This is a genomic window from Mucilaginibacter sp. SG538B, from assembly GCF_013376065.1.
Taxonomy (GTDB): domain Bacteria; phylum Bacteroidota; class Bacteroidia; order Sphingobacteriales; family Sphingobacteriaceae; genus Mucilaginibacter; species Mucilaginibacter rubeus.
The window spans coordinates 2,262,508-2,280,339 of record NZ_JABMJI010000001.1 but is presented as its reverse complement, the minus strand read 5'-3'; the positions used below and the strand labels follow the sequence as shown (position 1 = coordinate 2,280,339).

At 43.4% G+C, this 17,832-nt stretch carries 13 protein-coding genes; 7 read left to right on the top strand and 6 right to left on the bottom strand.

Going from position 1 to position 17,832, the window contains the following annotated elements; genetic code table 11:
• Positions 1-76: 76 nt before the first annotated feature.
• The 4 genes from FHW88_RS09150 to FHW88_RS09135 all read left to right on the top strand — a co-directional run bounded on the left by FHW88_RS09150 (position 77) and on the right by FHW88_RS09135 (position 6,337).
• Positions 77-1,483: a TolC family protein gene (locus tag FHW88_RS09150; protein WP_176624780.1), complete on the top strand. Its 1,407-nt coding sequence runs from the start codon at positions 77-79 to the stop codon at positions 1,481-1,483.
• On the top strand, positions 1,480-4,641 hold the full coding sequence (locus tag FHW88_RS09145; protein ID WP_176624778.1) for an efflux RND transporter permease subunit: 3,162 nt from the start codon (positions 1,480-1,482) through the stop codon (positions 4,639-4,641). Before FHW88_RS09150 ends, FHW88_RS09145 begins: the two co-directional genes overlap by 4 nt.
• Positions 4,638-5,726 (top strand): efflux RND transporter periplasmic adaptor subunit, encoded by a 1,089-nt coding sequence (locus tag FHW88_RS09140; protein WP_176624776.1) that lies wholly within the window; start codon positions 4,638-4,640, stop codon positions 5,724-5,726. Before FHW88_RS09145 ends, FHW88_RS09140 begins: the two co-directional genes overlap by 4 nt.
• A gap of 92 nt (positions 5,727-5,818) precedes the next feature.
• Positions 5,819-6,337, top strand: a complete 519-nt coding sequence (locus FHW88_RS09135) for an energy transducer TonB (RefSeq protein WP_176624774.1) — start codon at positions 5,819-5,821, stop codon at positions 6,335-6,337.
• A gap of 7 nt (positions 6,338-6,344) precedes the next feature.
• On the opposite strand, the gene FHW88_RS09130 is transcribed toward FHW88_RS09135, so the two are convergent.
• Complete coding sequence (locus FHW88_RS09130) at positions 6,345-7,844, bottom strand: malate:quinone oxidoreductase (RefSeq protein ID WP_176624772.1); 1,500 nt, start codon at positions 7,842-7,844, stop codon at positions 6,345-6,347.
• 302 nt (positions 7,845-8,146) lie between these two features.
• Here FHW88_RS09130 and FHW88_RS09125 point away from each other — a divergent pair, with 302 nt between their 5' ends.
• Positions 8,147-8,677 carry a hypothetical protein gene (locus FHW88_RS09125; protein WP_176624770.1) on the top strand — a complete coding sequence of 177 codons (531 nt, stop codon included), beginning with the start codon at positions 8,147-8,149 and terminating at the stop codon, positions 8,675-8,677.
• A 20-nt stretch (positions 8,678-8,697) separates the two neighbouring features.
• Here the strand turns inward: FHW88_RS09125 and FHW88_RS09120 are convergent, their stop codons facing one another.
• A complete protein-coding gene (locus FHW88_RS09120; RefSeq protein WP_176624768.1) occupies positions 8,698-13,002 on the bottom strand; it encodes a hybrid sensor histidine kinase/response regulator in 4,305 nt (1,434 codons plus the stop codon).
• Between the two features lie 173 nt (positions 13,003-13,175).
• On the opposite strand from FHW88_RS09120, the gene FHW88_RS09115 reads away from it, so the two are divergent.
• A complete protein-coding gene (locus FHW88_RS09115) occupies positions 13,176-13,388 on the top strand; it encodes a VF530 family DNA-binding protein (protein ID WP_176624766.1) in 213 nt (70 codons plus the stop codon).
• A 63-nt stretch (positions 13,389-13,451) separates the two neighbouring features.
• Here the strand turns inward: FHW88_RS09115 and FHW88_RS09110 are convergent, their stop codons facing one another.
• From FHW88_RS09110 to FHW88_RS09095, 4 genes are all read right to left on the bottom strand, one after another.
• Positions 13,452-14,750, bottom strand: coding sequence for a DEAD/DEAH box helicase (locus tag FHW88_RS09110; protein WP_176624764.1), 1,299 nt, complete (start codon positions 14,748-14,750; stop codon positions 13,452-13,454).
• Positions 14,751-15,156: 406 nt separating this feature from the next.
• Positions 15,157-15,969 carry a tRNA pseudouridine synthase A gene (locus FHW88_RS09105; RefSeq protein ID WP_176624762.1) on the bottom strand — a complete coding sequence of 271 codons (813 nt, stop codon included), beginning with the start codon at positions 15,967-15,969 and terminating at the stop codon, positions 15,157-15,159.
• Positions 15,970-16,062: 93 nt separating this feature from the next.
• Complete coding sequence (locus FHW88_RS09100; RefSeq protein WP_090525766.1) at positions 16,063-16,287, bottom strand: CDGSH iron-sulfur domain-containing protein; 225 nt, start codon at positions 16,285-16,287, stop codon at positions 16,063-16,065.
• 102 nt (positions 16,288-16,389) lie between these two features.
• Positions 16,390-16,617: a hypothetical protein gene (locus FHW88_RS09095; protein ID WP_139159937.1), complete on the bottom strand. Its 228-nt coding sequence runs from the start codon at positions 16,615-16,617 to the stop codon at positions 16,390-16,392.
• A 149-nt stretch (positions 16,618-16,766) separates the two neighbouring features.
• Here FHW88_RS09095 and FHW88_RS09090 point away from each other — a divergent pair, with 149 nt between their 5' ends.
• The gene (locus FHW88_RS09090; RefSeq protein WP_176624760.1) at positions 16,767-17,798 is read left to right on the top strand and encodes an aldo/keto reductase; all 1,032 of its coding nucleotides are present in this window, start codon (positions 16,767-16,769) and stop codon (positions 17,796-17,798) included.
• The last annotated feature ends 34 nt before the right edge of the window (positions 17,799-17,832 follow it).

The window sequence follows — 17,832 nt, the reverse complement described above, 5'->3', positions numbered from 1 at the left end:
TCTATCCAAATGGTAAATTTTATTCAAGCTTTTCCAGTAGATTGTTTATAGCGTTGCAACCATAAATTTATATATAGTGTATTCAAAAACCTATTCGAAATTTTATCAGGCTAAAACCTCAAAAATTATACTGTTGATGCTGGCCATGGGGTTGTTTTGTCAGCAGCTTCATGCACAGCAATCCGGCAGCATTTATCTTGATTCCCTGCTCAGCACGGCGGCCCGTAATTATCCGCTGATTAAAGCCAAACGTTTGCAGACCCAGGGATTGCAATATGCCGTTAAATTACAGCAAAACGGCATCATTCCTTCTATAAATGCATCTTACCAGGTAGATTACGCTACTTACAACAATATTACGGGTATGATCTACCCGCAATACATCACACCTATCAGCGGCCCGCCAAGCAAATCAAATGATTATAAAGGCACGCCAGGAAGTGCCGCAGCTCTGAACCTGCAATGGGAGCCTTTTACCTTTGGGCAGCGTGGAGCAACCGTTGAATTGGCCAGGGGGAAACTCAAAAACGGGCAAGCCGACGAAACGCTTACCATTTTTCAGCATAAGATATTTGTGATTAATGCCTGGCTCAATTACCTGCTTACGGCCGACCTGGTTAAAGTTTATCAAAGTAATATCAGCAGGGATGCTTATCACCTGAAACAATCGCAGGCTGTTGTATCAAGCGGGTTAAGGCCCGGAACGGATTCATCTACTTTTCACGCCGAACTGGCTAAAGCGCAGATCCAACTCATAGCTTTTGAACGCCGAAGGGATTCATGCCTGATCGTTTTAAAAGAACTTACCGGTGGTAACTTACCCGGTACCCCGGTGGCAGATTCTGCGATGTTTAAGAGCCTGCCTGTTGTTGCGCTCAATGCTGATGATATTGAACATCCGGAGGTTAGCTTGCAAAAAACCAATGTGCTGACCAATGAATTAACCCTAAAAACCTATAAAAAGAGCCTTTTGCCTAAACTAACCATCTGGAGCGTGGGTTATGGCCGAGGATCAGGCGTCGCCGCCGATGGGGCGGTTAATAACGGTGATGGGTGGCGTTTTGAGCGGTATAATTATGGTATCGGCGCACAGCTTTCTTTTCCTATCCTGGAAGTATTTCGACAGAAACCCTTGTTCAAACAACAGCAGCTTAATATCGAGGCCAGCCGGGAGCAGCTTAAACAAACCGAATTGCATTTGAATACTGAGCGGGAAATAGCAGATTCCGCTTTAACTAAGGCCATACAATCCGCCCGCCTGGCCCCGGAAGCATTGAAAACGGCGCGGTACGCCTACCAGGCAATACAATCCCGCTATCAGTCGGGGCTCATCAGTTATTATGATGTGATCCAATCCCTGCAATTGCTTTACCAATCGGAAGCCTCGGTTAAGATCGCTTATTGGGGAGCCTGGAAATCTTTATTAACTAAGGCCGCTTACCAGGGCAATATAGATCTCTTTTTAAATCAATACGGAAAATGAATATCATCCAGCTTTTATATGGCTCATTAAGAAAACCGGTAACGATCATTGTCGCGGTTATCGCCATCATTTTCTTTTCCGTAATTTCTATTCGCAATATGCCCGTGGATATTTTTCCAAAACTGGGCACCCCAACCATTTATGTAGCACAAACCTATGGCGGCCTGTCTGCCGAGCAATTGGAAGGTTATATCACTTCTTATTATGAATACCACTTTCTGTATGTTACCGGCATCAAATCGGTTGAAAGCAAGACTATACAAGGCGTAACCCTGCTAAAGCTGAACTTTCACGAGGGTACGGATATGGGCCAGGCCACCGGAGAGGTTGTGGCGATGGTGAACCGGGCCAGGGCATTTATGCCACCGGGTACTATATCCCCCTTTGTTACCCGTTTTGACGGTGGCAGCGTACCGGTAGGGCAACTGGTATTCAGCTCAACGCGCTCCCTGTCTGAAGTGCAGGACCTGGCCTTGTTTAAGGTAAGGCCCATGTTCTCAACCCTGCCGGGTGTTTCCGCCCCGCCGCCGTTTGGGGGTAACCAGAGAACCGTACTCATTAAAGCTGATCCTGATAAATTGCGTAGTTACAACGTTACACCCCAGGACCTGGTAACCGCCATTGCCAAGGGGAATGTCATCACCCCATCGGGCAATATTCGTGTGGGCGACCAAACGTTGATCACGCCGCAAAATACGGTTGTGGAAAATATCCAGGACCTGGCTAATATTCCCATTAAAACTGGCAGCGGCCCGGCTGTTTTTGTACATGATGTGGCCGCGGTAGATAATGGGGCGGATATTACATCAGGTTATGCGCTCATTAACGGCAAACGCTCAGTATATATTCCTGTAACCAAAAGGGCCGATGCTTCTACCTGGGATGTGGTTCAGCGGGTTAAAGCGGCATTGCCGGATATGCAGGCTGCCATACCGCCGGATATCAAAGTGAGCTACGAGTTTGACCAGTCGGGCTATGTCATCAATTCGATAAAGAGTTTAACTACAGAAGGGATATTAGGCGCCGTACTCACTGGCCTCATGGTACTGTTATTTCTGCGCGATTGGAGGGGATCGCTCATTGTGGTACTTACTATTCCGCTGGCTTTGTTATCAGCGGTTATTTGTCTGAAATTATTCGGTCAATCCATCAATATCATGACTTTAGGCGGCCTGGCGCTGGCCGTTGGTATTTTAGTAGATGAAGCTACCGTTACTATAGAAAATATCCATCATCACCAGGAAAAAGGCGAGTCGAAAGGCCGGGCGATACTGGAAGCTTCTAAAGAGATAGCATTACCCAAGCTGTTAATATTGCTATGTATCCTTGCGATATTTTTTCCGGCATTTTTTATGTCCGGTATTCCCAAAGCAATGTTTTTGCCTTTATCCTTAGCGGTAGGTTTGGCCATGATCGCGTCATTCCTGCTTTCACAATCCTTTGTCCCGGTCATGGCCAACTGGCTTTTTAAGGATCATTTGAGCGAAAACGCGAAAGAGGGCGAAAAGATGAGTAAATTTAAAGACCGGCATGGCAAATGGCTGAAAAAAGCCGCCACCGCATCTACATTGATTGTTACGGTATACCTGTTGGTATCTGTGGTTGCCGCGGTTTTATTGTTCAATGTTTTAGGAAAAGAATTATTTCCTAAAGTTGATGCAGGCCAATTCCAGGTCAGGGTTCGTTTAGCCGATGGCACCCGTCTTGAGCGTACTGAAACCAAAACCAAAGCATTGCTGGCTCTGATAGATAGTTTATCGGGCGGACAAAAAATAGCCATTACTTCTGCCTTTATCGGCAACCAGGGTTCGTCATACCCTGTTAATGCCATCCACTTATGGACAAGCGGCCCCCAGGAAGCAGTTCTTAAAGTCAATTTCGTGGAGAATACAGGCATAAATCTCGAAGATTTTAAGGAAACTTTGAGAAAAGAAGTGGCCCTGAAAATACCCGGTATGCAAATTTCCTTTGAGCCGTCGGACCTGGTAGACCAGGTGATGAGCCAGGGCACCAATACCCCTGTACAGATTAGGATATTGGGTAAAAATTTATTACAGGACAGGGATTTTGCGCAGCGGATCCTGGATCAACTACATAAATTGCCATACCTGCGGGATATTACCTATGGCGCACCTCAAAGTTACCCCGCCATGAAACTGGAGTTTGACCGGGTTAGGTTAGGACAATTAGGCTTAACGGTAGATGACGTCAGCAAATCACTGATAGCGGCCACTTCTTCCAGCAGGTTTACCCAGCCCAATTACTGGCTGGATAAAGCTAATGCCACTGCTTACCAGGTGCAGGTTCAGGTGCCGGAGTTTGTCATGAACGACCCTGGTAAGGTAGATAATATCCTATTGGGTTCAAATGGCGGCAAACAGGTGTTTATGCGTGATGTGGCCAGTTGGAAGATGGGTAGGATAGAAGGGGAGTATGACCGTTTAAATCAAAAGCGCTTTATCACGCTTACGGCCAATCTGCACGGCAAATCGTTAGGCGCGGCCATCGACGACATTGATAAGATTATTGCAGGTTTAGGGAAGTTGCCCGATGGTATGAAGATCCAGCAGCAGGGTCAGGCAGAAGTGTTTCAGCAAACATTTGATGAACTGCAAACAGGTGTCCTGCTGGCCATTGTCGTGATATTCCTGTTGCTGGCTGTTAATTTCCAATCATTCAGGATTTCGCTGATCGTGATCGGTATTATACCAGGCGTATTGACCGGGTGTTTTTTACTGCTGTGGCTAACGGGCAAAACCTTAAACATTCAATCTTACATGGGTTGTATTATGGCCATTGGCGTGGCGGTGGCCAATGCTATCCTGTTTATCATACAGGCGGAAAACTATCGTAAACTAAGAACCGAAAATTCATTTCTGATCGGGATCAGGGATAGGACAAGGCCAATCCTGATGACCGGCCTTGCAATGATTGCAGGTATGGTCCCGATGGCATCGGGAATAGGTGAGGGCGGGGATCAGACCGCACCTTTAGGCATAGCGGTAATAGGCGGGTTATTATTCGGGTTGCTCTTGAGCCTGTTGATTTTACCGCTGATCTATCATGCCTTAGCCGGCGATCGCCCGGTTAAGTTAATCTCACTTGATCCCGACGATAAGAAAAGCAAATACTTTACCATTACCGAACCAAACGCATGAAAGCATTACATACATATTTAGGATTAGGCCTGTTGCTGGTACTTGGGGCTTGCGGCAGCAATGGCAATAAGACGCCGGTAGCTACGGTGGCGCCAGCAAAACAACCTGTAGAGATCGTTGAGCTTAAAGCCGGTAAAGTGAGCAATAAACTCAGCCTCACCGGAGAAATTATACCAAACGACCGGGCCAATATCTATGCCCGTACAGCCGGCTATGTAAAAGATGTAAAAGCGGACATTGGCAGCACGGTGAGTAAAGGCCAGGTGCTTTGTATCTTGGACGCGCCTGAATTAAAAGCCGGCGAGGCGCAGAGCCGCAGTAACAGCCAGGGAGCTTATTCTAAGTTCCTGTCCAGCAAAAGCATTTACTCACGGTTGTTAAAAGCATCCAAAACACCCGGCGCCATATCAGATAACGAGCTGGATATTGCCCGCAACCAAATGAAAACGGATAGCTCCGCTTACGAAGCTTCCAAAGCTGCCAACCAGGCTAACCATGCATTAGAAGATTACCTGGTTATCCGGTCACCATTTAACGGAGTAGTTACCGCGCGTAATATTTTTAAAGGCGATTATGTGGATAATACCGGTAAGATCCTGCTTTTTACTGTAGAGGATAACTCGTTGTTAAGGATCCAGGTCCCGGTACCGGAGGCTTATAATGCCACTAAAATAGAAGATAACCAGGCCTCATTTACTGTTTCTGCTTTGCCCGGAGTTGTATTTAAAGCCAATCTTGCGCGAAAATCGGAAGCGATCAGCTCAGATACCCGGAGCGAAACATGGGAGTTTAGTTTCCCCAATCAAAAAAAACAGCTTAAGCCCGGTATGTTTGCCCAGATCACCTTAAATGTTGATCGTCCTGATCCTGGCTTTACGGTACCTTACAAGGCTGTTGTAACCACGCAGGAACGCAAGTTTGTGGTGAAACTGGTAAACGGCAAAGCCAATTGGGTAGATGTAAAAACAGGATTTACAGGCAAAGAAAAAGTAGAAATTACCGGTGAGTTGAAAGATGGTGACAAGCTGGTTAAACAAGCTAACGAGGAGATGAAAGAGGGCACAATTCTTCCTGTTAAGCAATAGTTGATTAATGTATTACACCGAGGTTATAAATTAATTTCGGGGTTCCAATCGAAACATTGACAGTAAGCCAATGCAGTGACTCAACAGGGCGGATGTTAGCCGAAAACGGCAACGGAATTGCAATACTTTATTCAAATGATTTTAAAAGTGTAGTCGGTACCGGCCCTATAAAAGACGGTTTAAAAGACGGCGCCTGGAATGGATCATTAAACGATACCTTACGATATGAGGCAACTTATAAAAGCGGCAACGTGATTAAAGGAAACGGCTATGCTAAAAGCGGTAATAAATATCCTTTTAATATGGAATATACTGTCCCTGAATTTATGGGAGGGCTAAACAAATTTGGAAGCTATCTTGCGAAGAGTATAGTATACCCGCCTGAAGCACGCAATCATAATATACAGGGGCGGGCAATCTTAACCTTTACTGTTAACCGGCTGGGTATTCTACATGACATTCACTGCGTACAGGGAAATGAAATCCTGGCCGAAGAAGCTTTGCGTGTAATTCGTTTATCCCCGCCCTGGAAACCCGCCACCAGTTATGGAATTACTGTTGATGCAATTTATTCTGTACCAATAAGTTTTTCCTTGGCTTATGAAAACTAAGCTAATTTTAAATCAATCCTAACACTTTGCTCGTTCTTTCCCTGGTCTCGTCACTCAAAGCCTCGTTACTGGCCAATGACACACCGTATGAAGGGATCATTTGCCTGAATTTTTGTTGCCAGGCCTCTGTTTTGACATGGTTTTTAAAACAACGTTCGATAAGCTGGATCATAATAGGTACCGAAGTCGAAGCGCCTGGTGAGGCGCCTAACAAGGCTGAGATACTGCCATCAGCAGAGGTAACCACCTCTGTGCCAAACTCCAGCACACCAGTATGTTTGGCGTCCTTTTTAATAACCTGTACACGCTGACCGGCTATATCCAGATCCCAATCTTCGGCTTTGGCCGTTGGCATGTAATCCTTAAGTGCGTTAAGCCTGTCGGCAGGCGATTGCATAACCTGAGAGATGAGGTACTTGGTTAAAGGCCAGTTATCGCGCCCCACAGCAAGTAAGGGAAGTATATTGTTTAACTTAATAGAACCAAAAAGATCAAGCAATGATCCTTTTTTCAGGAAGCGGGTTGAAAAACCTGCATATGGGCCAAAAAGTAAAGCTCGTTTACCGTCAATCATCCGGGTATCCAGGTGAGGAACCGACATTGGCGGCGAACCAACCGATGCCTTACCATAAACTTTGGCTTCATGTTGTTTTACCACATCGGGGTTGTTACACACCAGCCACTGGCCGCTTACCGGGAAGCCGCCAAAGCCTTTACTTTCCGGGATCCCTGATTTTTGCAGCAAAGGCAAGGCACCACCACCGGCACCAACAAAAACAAATTTGGCATTCAATTTTCTTTTATTGCCTGTGTTCTTGTCTTTCACGGTAATTTTCCAGGTGCCGTCGGCATTGCGTTTAATATTCCTTACATCATGATTAAGGCTTATGTTTACGCCCCCTTTTTGTTTAAGCTCGTCTATAAGCGCACTGGTAAGGCTGCCAAAGTTAACATCCGTACCAATATCCATAAACGTTGCCGATACTTTTTCATCAGGGTCGCGGCCTTCCATCACCAGCGGGATCCATTTCTTTATTTGAGCCTTATCCTCCGAGTATTCCATCCCTTTAAAAAAGTGATGCTTGGTAAGGGCCTGCTGACGTTTTTTTAGATATTCAACGTTTTCTTCGCCCCAAACAAAGCTCATGTGCGGCACTTTACGGATAAAACTTTGCGGGTTATTTAAAAGGCCCTGTTCAATAAGATAAGCCCAAAACTCCTTACTGGTTTCAAACTGCTCGGCAATTTTAATGGCTTTTTTTATTTCAACGGTACCATCGGGAAGCTGGGGGGTGTAGTTTAATTCACAAAATGCCGAGTGACCGGTACCTGCATTGTTCATCGGGGCCGAGCTTTCGGCAGCGATAACATCCAGGCGTTCAAAAATTTCAATCGTCAGATCGGGCTGCAGCTCTTTAAGCATTACACCAAGGGTGGCGCTCATAATACCTGCGCCAATTAAAACCACATCAACTGTTAAATTTGAACCTGTACCGCTATTAGTCATTTTATTATGATATCCTGCATATGCCGCAGTGTTATTTATAACAAGGTAAACCCCCGTTTTTTTAAAATTGTTATGATGGTTTAAGTCCTGCCGCTAATTAACCGGCCCGGCAAAATAAATCAGGCAATTTTAAGAAATTTTTATAGAAAAACTGTCCTTTACCTGTCCATTAAATGCAATAAAATCTATGTTTAAATTGTTTAAACTCCATTTATAGATTAATACTGCATTTGGTATATCAAAACACTATAACACAAAACGGCTAAAATGATGTATATAAGTTAAGAGCTAATTTATAAACCATGATTCTGTTTAAACCATGTATTTGTTTTTGCGCCTTGGCGATGACCATATTTGCCTGCAAACAAAATAAACCGAAACCTGTATCAAATGATATTTCAAAAACAACAGTTACCGTTGCAGGTAAAAAGGATAGCGTGATCAATAATCCGCGCAAAAAATATGGGGAAGCCACGGTGGGCGATCCATGCGTAAAATGTTTGCTTGCAGTTATTCAGGATAGTAAAAGTTACAAAGAAAGTACTAATGGTATTTCGCCGCAAAGTATAAATTATACCATTAACTGGGTAAAAGCGTCGGCCCCTGCATTAACACCAGACACCAGTAACCAAACCAACGGTATAAGAGTTGACGTGAAGAAAGATGAAGACGGTGAAGACGCGCGTTTATGCTCATATATTTATAACAATACCAGCGGTACCATGTACCTGCTCAATAACCAAAATAAATATCAGCATGAAGTGTCAAGCATAACACCTGCCATTCTTAAAAAAATCCGCCATAGTTGTTACTGGGGTGTGGCATCACAATAATTAGCTTTTGTTTGCAACAGTTAAACATACTTGCCCTTTAAATTTTTCATCATTTTGTAAGCACCCTTTAAAACATTGATCAATGCTTCGGTTTTCATAGGCTTGGCAATATAATCGTCCATGCCTTCGCTTATACACATATCCCGGTCGTCGGGGCCGGCATTAGCGGTCATAGCAATGATAAAAGGCTGCTTAAAAGCATATTGACGAATATGCCGGGTTGCCTCAAAGCCATCCATCTCAGGCATTTGTACATCCATGAAAATTACATCGAAGGTTGGATTAGCCTTTAGTTTATCGAGCGTTTGATGCCCATTATGGGCCAGTTCAAAACTATAGCCCAGCTTCTCCAACATGCGGCTAATGAGCTTTTGATTAACCGTGTTATCTTCAGCTACAAGTATGCTAAGGGGGTGATCTTTCGCGAAATTTACATCGAGCAGTCTATCCGGCTTTGCTTCAGGAGCCGGCACCGGTTTTTTCCCTTGGAACTCGGCCTGTAGGCTTTTACCTAATTGCGATTGTTTTACTGGCTTGGTTAAAATAGTTGAAAATAAACCCGGATATTTTTTCTTTGAACCATCGCCTATGGAACTGAGCATAATTACCGGCAATTCCCCATAATTGCTCTTGATTTCCCGGGCCAATCCTACGCCATCCATCTCAGGCATTTCCATATCGGTTATAACCAGGTTAAATCCATTATTGGCAGTAAGGATGTCAAGCGCCTGCCTGCCCGAGGCCGCCGCCACCGTTTGGATTCCCCATTGTTCGAGCTGCGTTTGCAGGATAAACCGGTTTGTTTTATTATCATCAATTATAAGTACCTTTTTGCCCTCCAGCTCTTCGGCATTAAAAACAATAGGTACATGTTTGGACTGTTTGTTGCTGATAGTGGCTTTTATGGTGAATACAAAAACAGAGCCCTCTCCATAAACACTTTCAGCCCATATTTCGCCCCCCATTAAGTTTACCAGGCGCTGGCTGATCACAAGGCCAAGCCCGGTGCCTCCATATTTGCGCGTGGTAGATGAATCAACCTGCGAAAACGCATTAAACAAAGTTGTCAATTTATCCTCCGGGATTCCTATACCGGTATCCATCACGCTAAAACCAATCTCAATTTCCTTATCGCCAATATTTTTGGATAAAAACACTTTAATAAATACTTCGCCGCATTCGGTAAACTTAAGTGCATTACCAGTTAAATTAGTGAGCACCTGTTTTAATCTCAAGCTATCGCCAATTACCTGCTGTGGTAGGGCGGGGTCAATCTGGTAAACCAGCTCCAGTTCGCGTTTGGCTGCATTTTGCGAAAAGATATCCATCACCTCTTCGATACACTGGCGCAGGTCAAAATCTTCCTGCTCCATTTCCATCTTTCCTGATTCGATTTTGGAGAAATCAAGGATATCATTGATCACATTTACCAAACTATCACCGCAGGAAATAATGGTATCCGTATAATCACGTTGCTCGGCATTCAGTTCAGTTTCGCCCAGTAGCGAGGCCATGCCAATAACGCCGTTCATGGGCGTCCTGATCTCATGGCTCATGGTAGCTAAAAATATGCTTTTGGCCTGGTTAGCTTTATCAGCTTCTTCCCGGGCCTCACGTTCCTGTTCTTTTTGCAGTTGCAGCTCTTCCGATTGGGAAAGCAGTTCTTCGTTCAAAGCCTGTAACTCTTCTGACTGATTTTGGAGTTCGGCATTTAAGGTCTGCAGGTTTTCGGACTGTGTTTTCAACTCTTCCGATTGTTGCAGTACCTCGGCGGTACGTTCGCTGACCTGCTTTTCAAGCAGGTTTTTTTGTTTAACTATAGCATTTACTTTATAGCGATAAAATGCATAAATGGCCGTAACAATCAGCACAATCAGCAAACTGATAAACCACCAGGTAAGCCAGAAAGGCGGAAGCACAGTAACATTCAGGCTTACCTGCCGGATAGACCATTTTCCATCGGCGCTGCGGCTTTTCACCCTGAATACATAATTTCCGGCCGGCAGATTGGTATACGTGGACGTGTTTTTATTGCCTACATAATTCCAGGTTTTATCAAAGCCTTCGAGTAAATAAGCATAGGTTCCCTTATTGCTTAGGGCAAAGTCCATAGATACATATTCAAACGATATAACCGATTGATCATGCGTTAAGGTTATTGATTTTGTTTCAGAAATATCTTCTTTCAGGGGCGAAGGATCATCGCTGTTTTGAGCTACGCGGATAGAATTGTTATAAATCTGAAAATCGGTAAGTACCAGCGGAGGGTTATATACATTTTCATGGATGTTTTCAGGATTGAACATGTTAAACCCGTTGACCCCGCCAAAGTACATGGTGCCATCATGACTTTTTACAGCCGAGTGAGGTTTAAACTCGTCGGCCTGTAAACCATCCTCAATGGTGAAATTTCTGAATTGATTAGTTTTAGGATTGTATTTGGAAATGCCTTTATTGGTACTGATCCATAAATTACCGCTGTTATCTTCTTCAACAGCATAAGCGTAATCATTAGGAAGGCCATCCTTTGCTTTAAAGTTTGTAACCTTACCTGTAGCAGGATTTAAGCGATAGATGCCGCCGTAAGTGCAGATCCAGATATTACCCAGGTGATCTTCAAAAAGGTCGAGCGCTGTATTGTTGCCTACCGCGCTGTTCAGTTTTTCGTATTGTACCGGTTTAAATGAATCAGTTGCGGCATCATACAGGTTTACACCTCCATCATTAGTGCCCACCCAAAGGTTACCTTTCGAATCGCCAAGCAGCGAATTGATGTTATCGCTGCTTATGCTTTTGGGGTTATTGGCTTTATGGCGGTAATGAATAAATTTATTGGTTTTAGGGTCAAATAAATCAAGCCCTGTCCCAAGCGTGCCAAACCATAGTTTTCCATCAAGTGTTTTGGTTATGGCATAAATGTTATTGCCGCTTATGCTTGTACTGTCGTCCGGGTTGTGTTTAAATGTCCTGAACCTGCGGGTTTGCGGGTTCATCATGCTTACCCCATCGCCCCAGGTGCCAATCCACAGGTTATTTTTAGCATCTTCCTGTATAGCCAAAACATAGTTGCCGCAAATACTGGCATTGTCGTTTTTGTTATTTTTATAAACCTTAAACTCACCCTTCTCCGGGTTGAAAAGATTGAGGCCGCCGCCATCTGTGCCTTGCCATACGTTGTTATTTTTGTCTTCGTAAATGCTTAATACAAAGTTATTTGACAGACTATTTGGCTGGGCGCCGTGCTTGTAGTGTATAAAGTTTTCGCTTGTTTTTTTATAAAAGTTAAGGCCTGATGCAAATGCAGCGATCCATATATTCCCGCTCTTATCTTTCAGGATCACATCTACCGAGTTATTAGCAATACTGCTGTTATCTACATCATCCTCAAAATGGTTGTTAAATTTTCCTTCGGCATAATTAAAAATACTTAACCCGCCGTTTTCCGTACCTATCCACAAGTTATGATTACTGTCTTCGACCATGCATTGCACCGTGTTGTACGAAAGGGAATTATTATCGTGCGGATCATTCTTATAATGAGTAAAAGTTTGGGTTGCCGGATTAAACAAATTAAGGCCCCCATCACTCACCCCAACCCATAAACGATGATCGCTATCCTCCAAAATAGCATTGACCTTGTTGGCTGATATAGAAGAGGAGATGCTTTCATCATGATCAAAGCGGGTAAAATCACCGCTTTGAGGCTTATAAAGATTTAGTCCGCCGTAGGTTGTGCCCACCCATACCTTATTTTGACTGTCCACATAAACTGTACGGACATTGTTATCGCTTAAACTGGTTGCATCGGCTGCATTATAGCGGTAATGTGTAAACTTTTTTTTAGCAATATTAAACTGATCAAGACCTTCTTTTTGATTCGAGATCCACAGGTTGCCGCTTTTATCAAGCGCTATTTTAACTAAAATATCGCTCGCAATTGAATTGGTATTGTTTCGGTTATGGCGATAATGGATAAAACGATCAAGTTTACGGTCGTACATGTTTAATCCCCCGCCGCTGGTCGAGATCCACAGGTTTCCGTTTTTGTCCTCGAGTACATCCTGAACAAAGCTGTTGCTGATACTGTTAGTATCGTTAATGATGTTTTTAAAAACTTTGAATTTGTTACCGTCATAACGGTTAAGACCGTCGCGCGTGCCCACCCATATAAAGCCGCGGCTATCCTGCATAATGCAATTGATGTTTAACTCAGAAAGCCCTTCACGGCTGCCGATATGCTGAAAATGAATGGGGCGTTTTTGTGAGAACGCGCATAACGAAATAGCTTGCAACAATAAAACAAGATAACACTTATAGCTATTCATTAAAATATTTTTGGGCAAATTGAAGAAGTGGTTTAACCGTGCATGATTGGCTGCATTAAATTTAATAAAATTTACCGTTTATTAAATATCAGCTAATATCATTTACTATTTAAACGAGATGGTAACAAATTTTGTTATACCATTTTAACAAAACAAACATTTACTTTTGCCATATGCAGCAACAGCCCAATAACCCCTTACATGGCAAAACACTTGAGATGATCCTTAATGAACTGGTAGCTCACTATGGCTGGAAAGAACTGGGCACACGGATCCGGATCAATTGTTTTAACGATGATCCAAGTATAAAATCAAGTCTCAAGTTTTTGAGAAAAACCGATTGGGCAAGGAAAAAGGTAGAAGAGTTGTATTTGGAGATAGTATAGTAAAAATGCGATAGAGACTTACGAAGTTTTTAAAACTTCGTAAGTCTGGATACAACGGAGTCTTTATCCGTGCTTTTTCTTCTTGTTCATTTTGGCCTTAGTACTGGCGCTTAAATTATAAGTTTTGGCATTCGACGCTTTCTTTTCATGAAAAGCTTCGCCAACGCCTGCTGGTTTAACATCTTCCTTAGCATCCGCTTTTTTAGGCTTCGACTCGGTTACTATCATCAGGTCATCCGGCAGCTCGGCTACTGGGATTTTATTCCCTATCATCTGCTCAATCTTTTTTACCTGGCTCAACTCGATATCAGTAGCAAAGGTCATGGCCAGCGTTTCTTCCTTATCGTCGGGATTAGCATTTGCCACACGGCTAATAAACAGTTCATTATCTGTAGGCAAATCAAAATGGATCAGGAAGGGGATACCGCTCAGGTTAAGGTTTTCGTCATTTTCGTTAGTCACGATCAGGATTCTTGCACCCGCTTCGGCTTTAAACTCTTGAATGGTTTTGAACCCCTTTGAGTCGAAAAACTTAGGGTTTAAATATGCTACACCGGTACGTAAACGGCTTTTAAGGCTTTGAAAAAGCTTTTCGGCAGTTGTTTGGGTGTTTACGAATACAATGGTTTTAGTAAACAGCTCTTCATCGTACATGAATAAATTGAGCAGGTTTAGCTTCGTGCCAAAGTTTGGTACGTTATATAAAAGCTGCTCATGGGTTTCAATTGCCGTTTCGCTCAGTTCCTCAATCTCAATTGTAGCCGGTTGCCTCATGAAAGGATCAAGCATTTTTTCGAGTTTGGCGTGCAACACCTCGGTAAACACCAGGTGTTGGCCCTTGTCAATACTGTTAGCCAGTTCAACAACCGGCAATTGCAAACCTTTTTTTACAATCTGGTCGGCATCATCTATCACCAGCAAATCAACCTTATTTAAATTTAAGGCCAGTTTAAGATAGATGGCCCTCGCCCTGTCGGGAGTGGCTACAACAATGTCGGCACCGTCGGCAAGCTCATCCATCTGGCTTTCAAAGCCAGGGGTGACGTACAGGCCAACTATGCGGATAGATTTATTTTTGTTAAGCCTGTCAAACTGTTCTATAACAGCAAACACTTGTTCCTTTTCCGGCACAAGCACCAATACACGCGGAACGCCTTCGGGGGCATAGTTAAAGCGGTTTAATACGCCTAATACATAAGTGGTGGTTTTTCCGCTGCCTTCAGGGCCAATGGCAATAATGTCCTGCCCGCCAATAATGCGGTTGATGGTTTTAAGCTGGAGCTCTTTAGGGTTTGCAAAACCGGCTTCGTTAACCGAACGCAATAATTGTTTGTTAAGCTTCAATTTATCAGACCACGCCATCAGGATACTTATTAAAATTTAAAATGAGGGTGCAAAAGTACCAAATTAACGCGTCATATTTTTAAAAATCAGCAGATAAGGCAGGGGAACTGCATCTAAATATTTAGCGGCGACGATTTGTTATAAGATCGCTAACGATATAAGGTTATGATCTTGATGAGCAATCAGTATCAAATGATACTTGTTTTAGGGCCTGATCGCGGTTAATGTCCCTGATTTCATATGTACCTGCTTTTGCCGATAACCAGCACAAACATTCGGACATGTTTAAGTGCTCAAAACATCAGTTAGTGTAACCCTTGCTTCGGCTTAAGTGTCTTAATGTTAGTTATTTAAACGCGTTTTATTTAAAAAGTGTTAACCCTGTTAACCCCCATTTACATACGTTTGCCATGGCAAATAAATGTTATAGGGGGTACCAGTCTGTACTGTTGAGCAGTGAAAATGCCGACCGCGGTTCAAGATCAAGGTAACGATAAGTTACTTTTGAAAGATACAAGCCCTGGGGGTGTGCCGGAATAATGATTTTGGGTGTTTGTTTGTTGGCAATATAAAACTCAAATTCATCTGTGCTCATCTGTCCTTTGCCAATTTCAAGCAGGCGGCCAACAGTGATCCTGATCATCTTATATAAAAAGCGATTGGCAGTAATGTTGAATCTGAGTTTGCTTCCATTGCCGTCGATATAAAGCCCTGCAGATTTTACGTGGCAAATCGTGTGCTCAATCCTGTCGGGCGTTTTGCATAAGGCGCGGAAGTCGGTGTAATGAGGCAGGATGGAAACAGCCTTTTTCATTGCATCCAAGTCAAGATCCTGATCCGGATAAAGTGAACTGAAGTTACTAAGAAATGGGTCTTTATAATTATGGATGAAATAATCATAGGTACGGATTACGCCATCAAAACGGGCATGCGGATCGCCCTGCATCGGGATAATATCGAATACAGCAATATCATCCGGCAGCAGTTTGTTAAGGCGAAATAGCAGGTCGAAATCTAAATTATCAGGAATATCTGCGTGAAAAAAATACTGACTTGCATGTACCTTGGCATCGGTACGGCCGCAACCATTAATGGCAACAGGTTGTTTCAGGATTTTGGAAAGGGCCGTTTCAATCACCTCCTGCACCGTAATTGCTTTTGAAAGTTTTTGCCAGCCCGAATACCTGGCGCCATGATAACCTATATGAAAAAAGTGCCGCCTTGTTGATTTAAGCATAGTTTTCAAAAATGCAGATTATTTTAAAAATCGTGTATAAAACAAAAGCCCAATGTAATTAAACACCGGGCTTAATGTATATAAAACAATTGTTTATACTTTTTTTGGAGGCAGATCAAATGCGATAGCGTTATGCTCGAAATGGCCTTTGTGCGAACCATCACAAAATGGTTTGTTTGCTGATAAGCCGCAACGGCAAATAGAAACCACAGTACGGCCCTGTAAGCCGTAAGCGTTGCCCTGCATATCAACAATTTCAAAATCGCCTTCTATTTTAACCGAACCGTTATTATTAATGGTAAGTTTAGTTTTCTCCATGTGTTAAATTTTGGCCAAAGTTAAAACTTGACAAGCCGTCAAAATTGTTTATTTGTTATTTAGAAGTGTTCCTGATTGGACGAAGCAGGGGGAGCGGATTAATTAGTTGAATGACTGGTTAAACGCTACAAGCACCTGCAAAAACACATCCCTGTCGAGTGCAAAGGAGGAAGGCTGTTCGGGTTTTAACGGTCTGCCATTTTTTATTTTAAGCGGAAATAACGCTATGAAATCACGGATACTGATTTCATACCTTAGCATAGGATCGCGGCGATGGATTTCTTCCAGCCTCATCTCAAAAAGGGAAACGCTTAGCGGGTCTGCAATCATTACTCAAAACTAAGATTTGTTTACTGCTCTGCAATGAAACACTGGCCATAAATGACAAACTTATGATGCGCAAAAACCCCACCGGGAGATCCATTCAACATAAATTTGCGATACAGGCTGCGGCCATTACATCACAAAAACATTAAACTATGGAATACAGACAATTAGGCGCATCCGGTTTAAGGGTGCCAGTATTAAGTTTTGGCACAGCCACATTTGGCGGCGGCAATGAGTTTTTTAAGGCATGGGGCAATACCCAGGTTGACGAGGCAAAGAAGCTAATAAATATTTGCCTTGATGCAGGTGTTAATTTATTTGATACCGCAAACGTTTATTCGCACGGCATCTCTGAAGAAATATTAGGTAAGGCCCTGGAAGGTATCCGTAATGAAGTACTGATCTCAACCAAGGCTACTTTCACGATGGGAAAAGGGGTTAACGACTTCGGCTCATCACGCTATCACCTGATCAAATCGGCTGAGGACAGTCTTAAGCGTTTAAATACCGACAGGATTGATATTTATCATATGCACGGCTTTGATGCCAACACCCCGGTTGAAGAAACATTAAGGGCACTTAATGATTTGGTGACCAGCGGTAAAGTGCGCTACATTGCCTGCTCAAACTTTTCGGGCTGGCATTTAATGAAATCACTGTCGGTGTCTGAAAAATATGGATGGAGCCGTTATGTAGCCCATCAGGCATATTATTCGTTGCTTAACCGCGAGTTTGAATGGGAGCTGATGCCATTAGGTATCGATCAAAAAGTAAGCACTATTGTTTGGAGCCCGCTATCATCCGGCCAGCTTAGCGGAAAATTCAGGAGGGGAGAGCCGATCCCCGAAAACTCAAGGACCGTGCAGGGTGGCGCACATGGTCCGGCCACAAATTTTGAGCATTTATATGCCATCGTTGATGTGCTTGACGAAGTTGCTGAAGAAACCGGTAAATCTGTGGCACAGGTAGCATTGAACTGGTTACTGCAAAGGCCTACTATTGCCAACCTGGTAATTGGCGCACGTAACGAAGAGCAGCTTAAGCAAAACCTCGGCGCCATAGGATGGAATTTGACGGTTGAGCAGGTTAAAAAATTGGATGCCGCCAGCGAGGTAGACCCAATATATCCATACTGGCACCAGCGCCAGAACTTAAAGCTGGTACCGCTGCCAATACAATATTAAAAATCATTAACAGGAAAGCTTACGTAGTTTTACG

Excerpts from the sequence above, each read along its gene's own strand:
- FHW88_RS09120 (WP_176624768.1), bottom strand. The coding sequence starts at position 13,002 with ATGAATAGCTATAAGTGTTATCTTGTTTTATTGTTGCAAGCTATTTCG.
- FHW88_RS09090 (WP_176624760.1), top strand. The coding sequence starts at position 16,767 with ATGGAATACAGACAATTAGGCGCATCCGGTTTAAGGGTGCCAGTATTA.
- FHW88_RS09115 (WP_176624766.1), top strand. The coding sequence starts at position 13,176 with ATGCAGCAACAGCCCAATAACCCCTTACATGGCAAAACACTTGAGATG.
- FHW88_RS09145 (WP_176624778.1), top strand. The coding sequence starts at position 1,480 with ATGAATATCATCCAGCTTTTATATGGCTCATTAAGAAAACCGGTAACG.
- FHW88_RS09100 (WP_090525766.1), bottom strand. The coding sequence starts at position 16,287 with ATGGAGAAAACTAAACTTACCATTAATAATAACGGTTCGGTTAAAATA.
- FHW88_RS09125 (WP_176624770.1), top strand. The coding sequence starts at position 8,147 with ATGATTCTGTTTAAACCATGTATTTGTTTTTGCGCCTTGGCGATGACC.
- FHW88_RS09105 (WP_176624762.1), bottom strand. The coding sequence starts at position 15,969 with ATGCTTAAATCAACAAGGCGGCACTTTTTTCATATAGGTTATCATGGC.
- FHW88_RS09130 (WP_176624772.1), bottom strand. The coding sequence starts at position 7,844 with ATGACTAATAGCGGTACAGGTTCAAATTTAACAGTTGATGTGGTTTTA.
- FHW88_RS09140 (WP_176624776.1), top strand. The coding sequence starts at position 4,638 with ATGAAAGCATTACATACATATTTAGGATTAGGCCTGTTGCTGGTACTT.
- FHW88_RS09110 (WP_176624764.1), bottom strand. The coding sequence starts at position 14,750 with ATGGCGTGGTCTGATAAATTGAAGCTTAACAAACAATTATTGCGTTCG.
- FHW88_RS09135 (WP_176624774.1), top strand. The coding sequence starts at position 5,819 with ATGTTAGCCGAAAACGGCAACGGAATTGCAATACTTTATTCAAATGAT.
- FHW88_RS09095 (WP_139159937.1), bottom strand. The coding sequence starts at position 16,617 with ATGATTGCAGACCCGCTAAGCGTTTCCCTTTTTGAGATGAGGCTGGAA.